At 41.6% G+C, this 13,578-nt stretch carries 7 protein-coding genes; all 7 read left to right on the forward strand.

Annotated features, from left to right (window positions below; genetic code table 11):
* Positions 1-69: 69 nt before the first annotated feature.
* The 7 genes from AM279_RS01080 (at position 70) to AM279_RS01110 (ending at position 13,548) form a co-directional block, all read left to right on the forward strand.
* On the forward strand, positions 70-2,223 hold the full coding sequence (locus tag AM279_RS01080) for a BspA family leucine-rich repeat surface protein (protein ID WP_054405832.1): 2,154 nt from the start codon (positions 70-72) through the stop codon (positions 2,221-2,223).
* Between the two features lie 12 nt (positions 2,224-2,235).
* The gene (locus AM279_RS01085) at positions 2,236-2,418 is read left to right on the forward strand and encodes a hypothetical protein (protein WP_054405833.1); all 183 of its coding nucleotides are present in this window, start codon (positions 2,236-2,238) and stop codon (positions 2,416-2,418) included.
* A 499-nt stretch (positions 2,419-2,917) separates the two neighbouring features.
* On the forward strand, positions 2,918-4,888 hold the full coding sequence (locus AM279_RS01090) for a C1 family peptidase (RefSeq protein ID WP_054405834.1): 1,971 nt from the start codon (positions 2,918-2,920) through the stop codon (positions 4,886-4,888).
* Between the two features lie 63 nt (positions 4,889-4,951).
* Positions 4,952-5,887, forward strand: a complete 936-nt coding sequence (locus AM279_RS01095; RefSeq protein ID WP_143090418.1) for a hypothetical protein — start codon at positions 4,952-4,954, stop codon at positions 5,885-5,887.
* Positions 5,888-6,235: 348 nt separating this feature from the next.
* Complete coding sequence (locus AM279_RS01100) at positions 6,236-7,183, forward strand: hypothetical protein (protein ID WP_054405836.1); 948 nt, start codon at positions 6,236-6,238, stop codon at positions 7,181-7,183.
* A gap of 231 nt (positions 7,184-7,414) precedes the next feature.
* Positions 7,415-7,630, forward strand: coding sequence for a DUF7829 domain-containing protein (locus AM279_RS21080; RefSeq protein WP_449403934.1), 216 nt, complete (start codon positions 7,415-7,417; stop codon positions 7,628-7,630).
* A 1,013-nt stretch (positions 7,631-8,643) separates the two neighbouring features.
* Positions 8,644-13,548, forward strand: coding sequence for a PKD domain-containing protein (locus AM279_RS01110; protein WP_054405838.1), 4,905 nt, complete (start codon positions 8,644-8,646; stop codon positions 13,546-13,548).
* Positions 13,549-13,578: the final 30 nt, after the last annotated feature.

Here is a 13,578-nt window from a genome sequence, read left to right on the forward strand (position 1 = left end):
TCATATAAACAGAAGCCCGGATACAGGGCTTATTGATCACATTTTCATAAATAACGGATAAATATACTTATGGCTACAACATCATTAACTACTATAAAAAATTGGTTTATAACTGGTAAAAAGCCTACTCAATCACAATTTTGGGCATGGATGGATAGCTTTTGGCACAAAGATGAAGTCATTTCCCAATCTGATATAGAAGGGCTTGAGGATGTATTAGAAAGCCTGAAGGTTCGTGAAATAAAGCCAATTACCGGACTGAATTATACTGCTACCGCTACTGATATCAATAAAAAGCTTCAGTTTAAGAATGTTGCTCCACAAAAATTTTATATTGCTGATGATTTTCCAAATTGTGCATTTGAATGTGTGCAATATGGTGAAGGGAATGTAAGTATTTTGGCTGCACCGGGTTCTGGTGTAAACATAATCTGTGCTGTAAGTGAAGAGGCTGTTTCTGCAGAGCGTTATAGTGTTTTTGCTGTAGAATGGCAGGAAGAAAAGACATATTTAGTTCATGGAAAATTAGCAGTTTCTACGGCTTTTAACAGTACATGGAAGACTGATAATATTAGTAGTGGCAGCAGTACGGCGGTGCAGGTAACACTGCCTTTAGAAAGTACAGGTACATATGATTTTATAGTGCATTGGGGCGATGGTACAAAAAATAGGATAACTGCATATAACCAGGCTGAGATAACACACACCTATGAAGTTGCCGGTACTTATAATGTGTCAATAACCGGCAGGCTTAATGGCTGGAAGTTTGGAGGTTTAGGAGACAGGCTAAAACTGATTTCTGTTGAAGAATGGGGTTGCTTAAAAATTGGCAATAGTACAGGTTATTTTCATGGTTGTAGCAATCTTAATCTGGAAAATGTGCAAGACGTATTAAACCTGAAGGGTACAACAGACCTTGCCGGTGCATTTTATGATTGTAGTGCATTAACTACTGTAAATTATATGAACGACTGGGATGTGTCTAATATAACAGATATAAACTCATGCTTTGTTAATTGCATAAATTTTAATCAGGACATATCAAACTGGAATACTGTAAACATATTAGACATGACCCTCATGTTTTTTAATTGTCAAAAATTCAATCAGCCAATAGGTGATTGGGATGTGGCAAATGTGACTAATATGCAGCAAATGCTTAACCAGTGTTATGAGTTTAATCAACCATTAAATGATTGGGACACATCAAATGTAACCAACATGGCGCAGATGTTTGGCCGGTCTGTAGCTTTTAATCAACCACTTAGTAACTGGAATGTAGCTAAGGTTACTACCATGCTTAATATGTTTAGGGGCGCAGTAGATACTGTTACCGGCATATTGACTCATGATATGTCATTCAATCAAAATATCGATATGTGGAATGTGGGTGCCGTTACCAATATGGCTTATATGTTTGCTTACAATTCTAATTTCAATCAGCCGTTAAATAGTTGGAATATATCGAATGTAACAACATTAAATGCCACTTTTAAAGATTGTAGGGCATTTAATCAACCATTAGGTGATTGGAATACTGCTAATGTGACCAACATGATACAAATGTTTGCATCATCGCTTACAAATGCTAAAATGGCGTTTTCGCAAGACTTGGCCTGGAACACTGCTAAAGTGATCAGCATGCAGCAAATGTTTATGAATTCTCTATTTAATGGCAACATAACGGGTTGGAATACAGGCAATGTTACCAACATGTGGCAAATGTTTGCTTTTGCAAATGTATTCAATCAAAACATCGGCGGTTGGAATGTTAGCAAAGTAACAACCTTTCTGCAAATGTTTCAAAATGCAGCGGCATTTAATGGCAATATAGTAACGTGGAATACAATCGCCGCAACTAACATGCAGGCTATGTTTGAGGGGGCTTTAGCTTTTAACCAGGCTATAGGCGTTTGGAACACATCAAATGTAACTAACGTGTCTTACATGTTCAATCTTGCAACGGCCTTCAACCAGTCGCTTGCGGGGTGGAATGTTACGAAGTTATCAACTTTAGCCGGCTTTATGGATAATAAAACATACACAAATTATAGCACGGCAAACTATAATGCTACCCTTAACAGCTGGGCGGCTCAGAATGTGCTTACTGGCCGCACTGTGTCTTTTGGTACTATTAGATACACTTCCGCTGGGCAGGCATCAAGAAATACGTTAACAGGTACCAAAGGTTGGACTATTGTTGATGGAGGTTTAACAACTTAAATTTTTAAAAATATGAACCAATGGTTTATTGACATCTTACCAGGTGAAATCCGGTGGGGAAACAGCAACGAAGACAGCGAACTACCAAGCCCCAGTGTTCAGTTCTTCGATAATGAAGATGATTTTGCTTTAGCATTACGAGAGTATCCCGATGAATTTGTAAAGTATCAGGCAACCGGAGGACAGGCTCTGTAATAAACTTTACAAAATCAATAAAATAATGTGAATTTATACTAATAAAATGTATAGAGGATAGCGATTTAACGAAGTTAGAAAAATATTTATAGGTATTTTTACCTGTTTTGTATTAGTAGGCAATAATTCGAATCACCGATCAGTGACCTAAAGATAAGCCAACCTTTTCCGGTCTTAAGGCAATGTTATTTATTTTTAAGCAGAAAGAAAACACGACCCAGTCCCTTCATGCGCGCCCATGAGCGCAGCGGCATCCTTTTCCTGTGGAAAAGATACATCGGAGCGCACGAAAAGGCGCTCCTATTATTTAGCTGTTTTAAATGTTCCGCCTTTGATAGCGGTTCTGTTACCTGTGACAGGTTTTACAAAAAAAACCTTAAAAATACCTACTAATAGGGATGGCGCAGTTTCGCATATTGCTATAATTTAGTGCATGTTACTGGAGGCTAATTAGTGCCTTCACTCTTCAGGCACATAACCCAACTTAATCATCTTACTTATGGAAACACCTGTCAACCGCATCCTTAATGCCCGCCCGGATACCCTTGATTTCCGTGACCGGCTATACCAAGCCAATTTGTATGAAGTACCTGAAGAAATCCCACTTGAAGATTATAAAAGCGTTGGCGTGCCTGTCCTCGACCAAAAATCGGAAGGCGCCTGTACGGGATTCGGCCTGGCAACCGTAGCCAATTACCTGTTGCGCAAGCGTACCCGGTACCCTAATACATTGGCCGTAAGTGCCCGCATGTTTTATGAGATGGCCCGGCGTTATGACGAATGGCCCGGAGAGGACTATTCGGGTTCGAGTGCCCGGGGCGCAATGAAGGGATGGCAGAAGCATGGGGTGTGTAGTGAGGAATGCTGGGCTTATGAGAATTATAATCCCTCTTATTTTAACGAAGACCGGGCTATGGATGCCCTGAAGCGTCCCCTTGGTGCTTATTACCGGGTTAACCATAAGGATATTATTGCAATCCATACTGCGATGGCCGAGGTAGGTGTATTGTACGCCACTTCCCAAGTACACGAAGGCTGGAACAATGTAGGAGTGGATGGCACCATCCCGTTGCATGACGAATTGACTGGCGGCCATGCCTTTGCCATTGTGGCCTATAACAGCCAGGGGTTGTGGATTCAAAACTCGTGGGGTGCTGACTGGGGAATGGGAGGATTTGCGCTGGTTACCTATGACGACTGGCTGCGTAACGGTACCGATGTCTGGGTAGCACGGCTTGGTGCACCAATCACCTTGCAGAACTACACTTCGGTATCGGAGGGGTTCTCACCCGGGGCGGGCAAGACCAAAGCCTATGTGTACAGTGAACTCAGGCCCCATATTGTGAGTATCGGCAACGACGGCGCGTTGCGCCCCGGTGGCGAGTATGGCACGTCTGCCGATGAGGTACGGGCCATTTTCGAGGAAGACTTCCCACGCATTACAAAGAACTGGAAGAAGAAAAGAATTGTGCTCTACGCCCATGGCGGGCTTGTCGATGAAAAAAGTGCCTTGCAGCGCGTGAGCGAATATCGCACCGCCTTATTGGAGGCTGAGGTCTACCCGTTGGCTTTTATCTGGAAAAGCGATGCCTGGACAACATTGACCAACATCCTGAAAGATGCGCTTGGGCGCAGGAAATCAGAAGGGGTACTGGATGGTGCGCGTGATTTCCTTTTGGACCGCCTGGACGATGCCCTGGAACCGCTGGCGCGTACGCTGACCGGAAAACTGCAATGGGATGAGATGAAAGAAAATGCGCAGCTGGCCACCATTTCCAAGGTGGGAGGGGCACGCTTTGTGGCAGGTTTCCTTAAAACCCTTAAGCAGGAGTATGGCGCAGACCTGGAGATCCATATTATCGGCCACAGCGCCGGAAGTATTTTTCATGCCCCTTTTTTACAATTGCTTAGCACTGAGGGAACGATCTTATCCGGTGCCCTGAAAGGCCAGGCGGGGCTTGGGCTAAAGGTTGAGACGTGTACACTTTGGGCACCGGCCTGTACGGTAGACCTTTTCAATCAGGCCTACCTTCCTGCGATAACATCCAGGACAATACGGAATTTTGCCTTGTTTACCCTGACCGACCGGGCTGAGCAGGATGACCACTGTGGCCATATCTACAACAAATCCCTGTTGTACCTGGTTTCAAACGCTTTTGAACAGAAGCCCCGGATACCGCTGTTCAGGGACGGTGAGCCTATTTTAGGGATGGAGAAATTCATACGCAATGATAAAGCACTTATGGAACTCTTTGAAAATGCGGGAGCAGATTGGGTATTGTCGCCCAACACAGCGCAGGAGGGGAATATAGGAGCCGCTACAGCCACAACACATGGAGGTTTTGATGACGACAAAGCAACTGTCATCGCTACATTGCATAGGATACTGGGAAAAAAAGAAATAGTAAACCGTTTCTCATTTAAGGCTTCAGGACAAGGACAGGCCGATAGAAGGAAAGGTCTTTCATAAGCACTATGAAGGTAAGGCCTCTTTTTATTTATGCAAATATTTTTGAGCATTATATGGTTTAACATGGAAATAAACAATAAAATAGAATCAGGCTTATCCCACCAGGTTCCAGGTGCTAAGGAAGGGGGGGGAGGCGATAGTGGTGATAAGAATAGCAAATCCTGGCATGATTTCTTAAAGTGGTTTTTAGGAACATTTTGCATAGGGGTTGCGACGATAATTTCTACATATATAGTAAAACGCTATGAACTGAGAGAACAAACACGCGCCCACGAAAGTTCCTACCTGAAAGCATACCTTGACGACTACATGACTCTTGTGAAGCAGGATACCGCTTACCGCCAGCAATATGAAATGGCGAAATTTTTGTCATTCGTAGTTACCGACGACGATTTAAAGAAGGGCTGGACTGACCTCTCGCTATATTGTGAATCGAAGATGTTAAGGCTACAACATACCAAGGATTCGCTACAAATGTTACGCGATTCTTTGTTGGGGATCAAGGAGGAAAAAGTAAAGGAATATTATGGGTTGAGGAACAAGCAAGCGGACAGCAAAGAAGTACCAAAATTGAGGGAAAAAATTGATGCCCTAACGTATCAGATTGATAAAAATTCGAAAAAGGCCGAGCTTATCAGTGCAAAGATTGACGTGCCAGTGGCTGTTACTGAAGTAAAGCCTGCAGCTCAGGCAGAAATACTTGTTAATGAAGAAACTCATTACTGTACGCGTAACAGGTACGTAGAGTTTAACGGGTCGTTACGAATCTTTGTTAACGGTTTTAACAAAGATTCCCAATCGGTTAATGTAAGTTTGCTAGATGTTGAGAATGAAAAATTTGATGAATTTGAGCCAGAACGGGTATTGCATTTAAAGGAGCAGATCACGGTATCCTCCCCAGATGGTAAATACCGATACATAATTACGGTCCAAAGCTTGGAATTTAAAAATTTAGGCAGAGATAATGTTTATTTCCGGGTCAAAACATTTAAAAAATAGCGTTTTCCCCTACTACAGATAAGAAAGATTTTATTGTTCCAGATTTATAACCAATACATTGGAAATTTTTAATAGATTTTCAATAAACATTAAATTAGACCCTATCCTTATATAATAAAGCCTATCCTTAATCCAGAATTGCTTACAGACAAAGGTCCAATGACCGGAAATTGCAGTTTCGGCAAGGAAATTATCAGTTTTATTCTCACAGAACCCTGGACCTACCTTGATAAAAATACCTATTAATGGGTATTTATTTAAAGTTCTGTTTGTTATATATTTATGACAGTATACGATGACGTATATTGTAAACTATAACATTGTTTCTAACCTTCAAAACCAAGAGTCATGGCCTGTAGAACCGCTTCCGTAGAACGTATAGCTGACAAATCCATTGCTGCCAAAAAGCAACTGGAAAAACTCTTAGATGATATAAGCTTACAAAAGGAGAAGTATAAAACGGTCTTTGAACAAAATGTGACCAAGCATTTGGCAAGTGCCAATATAACCGATGCGGTTGAAATTGATTACAACGATTACATAAAAACGGAGTACACCTCTGAATTTAGCCTCGATAAAATTGTGGCCGTTGTCAAGGATTCCTTAGAGGCGATTGTTGCCTCCCAAGGTTTGCAACTGGCACAGGCCTTGGTGACACCCGGAACGATTGATGCCTATTCGGATCTCGTTACTTCTATAGCGGAGGCCGCAAAAACATCTTCCGCAACGGCCACAAGCCTTAGTTTTTCAAAGAACCGCTTGCACCCGGGCCTGATTGCCTTTATATCGGCCATCTCCATAAGTATGAAGGATAAAGAAACTTTTGGCGAGGAATCAGTTACATCCACAATAGTATATTATAAGGTTATCAGCAGTAAAAGCGATCTTTTAACAGGTATCGCGGTAACGATGATACTCATCGACACCCAAACGTTATTACAATTTAAAAAACTACAGGCAGCACTCGTTGATGCCCTTGCCAATGATACTTTAACACTGGAAGAGTATCTAAAAAAGGATGAAATTTATTCTGACAGGGTTGCAAAACTCGAGCAAAAGATCAAGCAATATGGACAACCGATTCCAGGGCCTTCACAGATCGCCCCAACGGTAAAAAAAGACAATAAGTTTAGTGCGGCACTGCCCTTGCCGAAAAATGTTTCGCGGGAGCAGTTGGTTGTGTCAATGGCTATTGAAGCATTACAAGACAGGGGCGGAGATTACAGTGCTGTTATACAAAAAGCGCAAGAGCGCATCAAAGCAAATTATTATAATTCGCATTTGAATTACGCCTAAGTATATTCGCCTAAAATTGTTGTGCTGTACAACTCTGAATACCACGGTATCAACCTGTAAAAGCTTTACGTTTGCCGGGCGATAATACAAAGTAATAAGTGTTTCAGATGTAGGTAATTTGTGTTAAAAATATTGAAAACAAGTTACAATACGGTAATTGTTATACCTAATTATTTTATCTGCCTGAAAGTCAAATTAATCCTTGGTAGCATTTCCTTGACGGATTTCGGGATGTGGTGTTCCCAAAAGGTATTTGTTTATAAAGGGCTGAGTGAAATATACAGGAAGATATGCACTTTATTATCTTTTAAATACGGACTGATTATAAGTTTCAGGTTTTCTCATATGATACAATTGGCAAATAATGCCTTAGAGCATTATAAAGAATTTGGTAATCTGTTCGTCCCAGGCTTTTTCAAATCCATGATTTATATGAGGGGTTTATGAAAAAGCCTTCATTTGTTAAAAGTTTGATTCTTTAAAACTTACAATACAGAAAAACTAGATAAGTATGCGGGATTGTTACGGGATATTTTTCCAGAATTATTTTAAATCACTAAATGCTATATTCCCCTGAATACTTTCTTTTAAATCCTTGGTTTTTTCAACATGAAAACGCTATAGCTACCATCTTATACACCCCTCAGAACAAAGGAAAGTAGTTGCTTAAGATCATATCTAATTGCTCCAAATTCTCTATATTTGTAATGTAAAATGTATACAACTTTGCAAGTTACCCTATGGGTTACCCTGCTTTGATATAATACTGTAAAAGCCCATATATACTGGTGTTTTTTAAAGAGTTTTGGAGAGCCTCTTTCTCCGCTGGTTTAGAAACCCTCAGTGTTTACTGGGGGTTTTTTATTTATCCGTGTTACATTCTGCAAAATGGAACAGTTTTTACTTTGTAGCGTTGATTTTCCAAGTCTTTCAAGCATAAATTACTGATGACTAGTCCTAAAATAACGATACAGNTGAGAAAATAAAAAAATACCTTATTATTTTCTATGGCATTACTTTCTTATTAGTGCTGACGAAAATATAATCAATATATAGGGATATATTACTTTATAAAAATTGCGGAAGTAAATCAAATACAAAAACAGGGGCGTAATATTATAAAGTTTTTTAGTTTATTTTAAAGGTTTACACATAGGCTTAATTGGTACTTTCTGCCAAGAGATTTGTTATAAGTTATCCAATTGTTGAGCGCTTTATTTAAAGATGTGTATTAAAAAGATTAATTATAGATGTAAGTATTTAGTATTTATATAATTACACTTTTTTTTAACAGATATTTAACCGTTTTTACTAATACGGTTTATTTCCGATACCCCTATATTTGATAAGTAACATCCTGTTAAAGAAAGGTTTAAAAATCTTGATTTGCAGATGTATACAATGAAGGCTGGCCAGGCTTCTTTAGCATTACCTAAATATAAATTATAAACCAATCAATCATGAAAAACCTCTCCCGATGGAGCAGTTTTATGCTGCTGCCAGTACTCTTGTATTGTCTTTTTTTATCCACCACCGTATTAGCCCAGCAAAATAGTTTCCTGAGTTGGGATACACAGGTAGGCTGTATTAGTTATGATTCCAGCGGTAACCCTAATAGTGCGCCACAGCAGGTTTCTTTCTCAGAGGAGATACCTGATACCGAATGTATACAGGTATGCGAATTGAGTAGTGTTGTGTATACCGTTCATGGCAACAATGTAGTAAATGTACAGTGGTCAGTATCCGGGGGCACTATAGCGCTTTCTGGCACTGGCAATACCGTTGGAACTGTTAGCTGGGGTGCATCCGGAATTGGATCGCTGGAAGCCTTTATTACATATCCTAAGAATATTACCCGGCGTGTTACCTTATGTATAACAAAAATTAACCGCCCGGTTGCTGACTTTGGAATTTATGGAGCCGATAGCAATCTTGAATTTTGCCTCAACAGCGCTATAAATTTTCATAACCTTTCAAATCAAAACGGGGGCTCTGAAATGGTAACCTACCAATGGGATTTTGGTGACGGGGCTACGTCTAATTCTTTTGAGCCGGTTCATGGCTACAGTCAGCCCGGAACTTACCCGGTTACTTTAACTGTTACTAACAATTGTGGCTGCCAGGCCACAAAAACACATACGGTAACAGTAACTGATAATCCGGGTATAACCATAAACCACCCGGGCGTAGTTTGCGATGACGGGCAGTTTCATCACTATACGGTAAACAGCAGTTGCAACGGCGAGTGGCAGATTATTGGGGGCGCAACCCAAAACATTACAGGAAATTCTATTGATGTTAAGTGGAACAGTGTAAATGCAGATGGGTTTGGCTATGTTAGTTACCGTTCGGCATGTACCTGCCCCACCTGGACCACAATAAGGATACCTGTTATAAAAACCAGCGGCATTGCCATAGATGGCGCTACTACACTGTGCCTTGATGAGCAGGGGCTTTTTTCGCTGCCCCAATGGCCCAGTACCCAATATGTGTGGTCGCTGTCAGGAAGTTCCCAAAACTCAATTGTTGCCACGCCTAACAGAAACCAGGTGTATATAAATGCTGCCGAAGCCGGCACTTATACACTAAGTTGCCAGTATACCAATACCATAATGGGCTGCCAGGGCACTGCAAGCATTACCATACAAATTAAAAAAACAATTGATATTTTGGGTGCCGCCGCTTTTTGCAGTGGTAATCCTTTAGGCTCTTACACATCAAGTGTAGGCAGCGTTCAATGGGTTTTAAGAAAAGATTCCGCTATTATAGCCTCGTCAACCGGGCCAACTTTTACAAATCCTTTTTCCAGCCCCGGCATATATGAACTAACAGCCTCGTCAGCCGCATATTGCCCTGCTAAAAAGCTTATAACTGTAGAGAGAACCCCACCGGCACCCACCGGTGTTATTAGCGGGCCGGAAAAGGTATGTGCAGGGCAGCCTTACCAGTACAGTTTTATTAATACAGATACGGGTTCAGTTTTAGAATGGTCTGTTGTTAACGGTACCATTATTGGCGCCACTACAGGTAACTCAGTAACTGTGCAGTTTAATGCAAATGCATCTAACTATACGGTTAGTGTGCGCAGGCGCTCTACTGGGGCTTTAGGCTGTCTTTCGGCTCCATTAAATCTAAATGTTAGCCGTTTGGTTATTAATCCGGTAGTAACAAGTAGCAGCGGGTCTACGGTATTTTGCCCCGGTACACAATCTTCTTTTTCGGTAAACCTGGGTGGCATTACACCTGATTTTCTTGAGTGGAGTATATCTCCGCAGGGCTTTGGTAACATTGTATCTGGCGCAAATGCTACTACAGTAACAGTAAACTGGAATGAAATAGCCGCAAACCAAACCGGGGGTACGCTTACACTACGCGTAAAGAAATGTAATCCTGATACCGTTGTAAACATACCCATAACGCTTGTGCCGCGGCCTGTTATAAGCCTCAGCGCACCGGCTTCTTTGTGCAATAATGATGCTGAGTTAACCGTAAACCTGTCTACACCGGGAATAACTACCGGTAGCGTTAACTGGGATTTTGGAAATGGAACTACCACCGTTACACCTGTTAATGCTTCGGGTATTTATACATTTCCTAACCCTTATGTAGTAGCTGCAGGTACCACGCCAGTAAATATAAATTATGCTATTACAGCAAGTGTAACAACCACTAATGGCTGTACACCGGTAAGGGCTACAGATACTATTGCCATTTATCCGGAAAAGGAAATTACCATTACCCCGGGTTCATTTATAGTATGCCCGGGTACATATCAATCGTTAACATTATATTCAAACAGTGGCAGTGGTATTAGCCAGCCCGTATCTTACAAGTGGTATAAAAATAATGCGGCTGTAGGATCTGGCGCAGCGGCATATACCATTACAGGGGCTAACCCCGGCGGCGAATATTATGTGGAAGTTACAGATGTTAATGGTTGTGTAGCTACATCGCAACCGGTTACAGTAACTGAAGATTGTGGCAATGGGCCGGGTGAGCCTTGCTCGCCATCTCCAACTGTAACATTAACCGGGCATTGGGCTGAATGCGAAAAGTATCTTGCTGAAGTGAGTTTTACAGGTGGAACAGCTATAAATGTAGAATGGATTGGCAGCCAGCACATAGGGCTGAGCAGCCAGGGTACAAATTATGCCTATTTTGCAACCGATGTACCGGGTATGCATATTATAACAGTAAAAGTAACATTTCAAACCTCAAGCGGGCTTTGCGTAGTGCAAAAGAGTATTATGGTAGAGAAAAAATATACACCTGATTTTTATACTACTACAGCCTGTAATTCAGGAACAAACCATACTTATAACGTTACGTTGCTCAATAATTCTACTGTATTTAATGCGCAAAATGCAACCTACACATTTAGTGGCCCCAACCTTCCACCCACAACAGGGCAAAGCGTTACTGTAAACAATCTTGCACCTGGTTCTTATACCTATACCCTAACTGTAAATGCACCCGGCATGCAGGCCTGCTCAATAAGTAAAACCATTGTACTGGCACCATTGCCTAACCTGAACTTCAACCTGGCCGACCTCAATTACTGCCCGCAGGAGCCATTAACGCTTACCATACCTAATTATAATGCTGCTTACCAGTACTCGTGGCATTTTGGAAGCAGTATATACAATGCAACCGGAGCTTCAACTGTTGTAAATGTTACAGGTAACGGACAGGTGCTCATTACGCTTCAGGCAACTACACCATACGGTTGCAGCATAAGTAGTAATGCGGTAAATGTAAACGTAAACAGCCAGCAGTTTAACGGAACGCTAAGCGCTACACCCGCTTTAGCCTGTACTCCGGGGGGGCTTGCAGAAATAAAATATACTCCGGCTACAGGTAGTGCAGTGCCATCAACATTCACATGGTTGAATGGTAACCAGGTAGTAGCCAATACAAATGTTCCTTATTTTAATCCAACTACTACAGGAACATACTGGGTTAGGTTAGGAGGTCAGGGCGGCTGTAGTTATGCCGGTAACGGAAATGCATCGGTAACCATTATACCGCAGCCTGTTGTGGGAATAACAGGAAACAGCAGTATATGCCAGGGGCAAACAACTATTTTACAGGGCAGTGTTTCCGGCAATAACCTACAAGTAAGATGGCTTTTAAATACCAATCCGGTAACAGGGCCACAGGGGGTCTGGGCAACTGCAACACCGGCAAACTTATCTTTTACAGTACCGGGCAATTTATCCGCCGGAACTTATCAATATGCCCTTGAGGTAAGATATGCTAATGGGGCAGGTTGCACTAATATGGCTATAATAGTGGTTGAAGTTTTTGCACCGTCACCACAACCGGTGCTAACCTATAATATTGTAAGTTGTGAACCTTACCAGGTTAAAATCAATGTAACAAATTCGGTTAATGGTGGCACTTACAACTGGAGTAATGGCGATACCGGAAACTCAATAATTGTAACAACAGGAGGCGCTTACCAGGTAACAGTTGTTAATGAGGGAGGTGCCTGCAATGCATCGGCAGGCATTACCGTGCCGCATTCTTTTTCGTGGGATTTTGCGGGAGGCTTCTTTAGCAGGTGCCTGGATGCATTGCCGGCCCCATACATACTTGCACCTTTAGGAGTGGTTGATGCTTACACATGGCTTGTAAACGGCCAGCCCGCTACACAAGGGGCCAACATGGGCATACAAAACCAGCCCATTGACCAGATTGGTAATTATCAGTTAGTGGTGGTTAATGACGGCTGTACTTATGAAAGTGAAATACTAACCATAGTACCATCAGAAGGTTGCGAATATCCAAAATGCGGTATTGGGGTTTTAGGAAACCTGAATGTTAGTGTTGTTAACGGCATATACCAGGTAACCGGTACATTTGTTAGCGGCACTGCACCTACTGCTAATGTAACTATTTCAAGCTTTAATAATTATGGTATTTATTCGCCTCCATCTGTATTTGTAGCGGCTGGTAGTACAGTGCCTGTATCATTTACTTTTACACCTAATGCCACGTTTAACGGCGGAAGTGATTATCTAATTATACAAATGGATGGATGTTATACTGAAGTTCCTATAAATTTCCCAAAAATTAATAATAACAGCACAGCCAGGTTACTTGCTACACCAGCAGAAATGACAACTATGCCTAATCCTGCAAAAGATTACACTGTTGTTAAGTATGATTTAGGGACTACTTTTGCTAAGGCAGAGTCTATAACACTATTTAATTTACTCGGAGTTCCGCTGCAAACGGTACAGTTAAAGCAATCTTCGGCCGAGGTTATCTTAGATACTTCTGCACTTGCTTCGGGAACATATATAATCAGCATTCAGGCTGATGGGCAGCGTGCCATACAACATACATTAATAAAGCAATAACTATAAAATATCTTTAAAGCCTGTAAAACC

Origin of the sequence: Flavobacterium akiainvivens (assembly GCF_001278115.1) — a bacterium.
GTDB lineage: Bacteria > Bacteroidota > Bacteroidia > Flavobacteriales > Flavobacteriaceae > Flavobacterium > Flavobacterium akiainvivens.

Bases quoted from the DNA above. Each gene is read 5' to 3' on its own strand.
- AM279_RS01090 (WP_054405834.1), top strand. From the start codon at position 2,918: ATGGAAACACCTGTCAACCGCATCCTTAATGCCCGCCCGGATACCCTT.
- AM279_RS01100 (WP_054405836.1), top strand. From the start codon at position 6,236: ATGGCCTGTAGAACCGCTTCCGTAGAACGTATAGCTGACAAATCCATT.
- AM279_RS01080 (WP_054405832.1), top strand. From the start codon at position 70: ATGGCTACAACATCATTAACTACTATAAAAAATTGGTTTATAACTGGT.
- AM279_RS01110 (WP_054405838.1), top strand. From the start codon at position 8,644: ATGAAAAACCTCTCCCGATGGAGCAGTTTTATGCTGCTGCCAGTACTC.
- AM279_RS01095 (WP_143090418.1), top strand. From the start codon at position 4,952: ATGGAAATAAACAATAAAATAGAATCAGGCTTATCCCACCAGGTTCCA.
- AM279_RS01085 (WP_054405833.1), top strand. From the start codon at position 2,236: ATGAACCAATGGTTTATTGACATCTTACCAGGTGAAATCCGGTGGGGA.
- AM279_RS21080 (WP_449403934.1), top strand. From the start codon at position 7,415: ATGTGGTGTTCCCAAAAGGTATTTGTTTATAAAGGGCTGAGTGAAATA.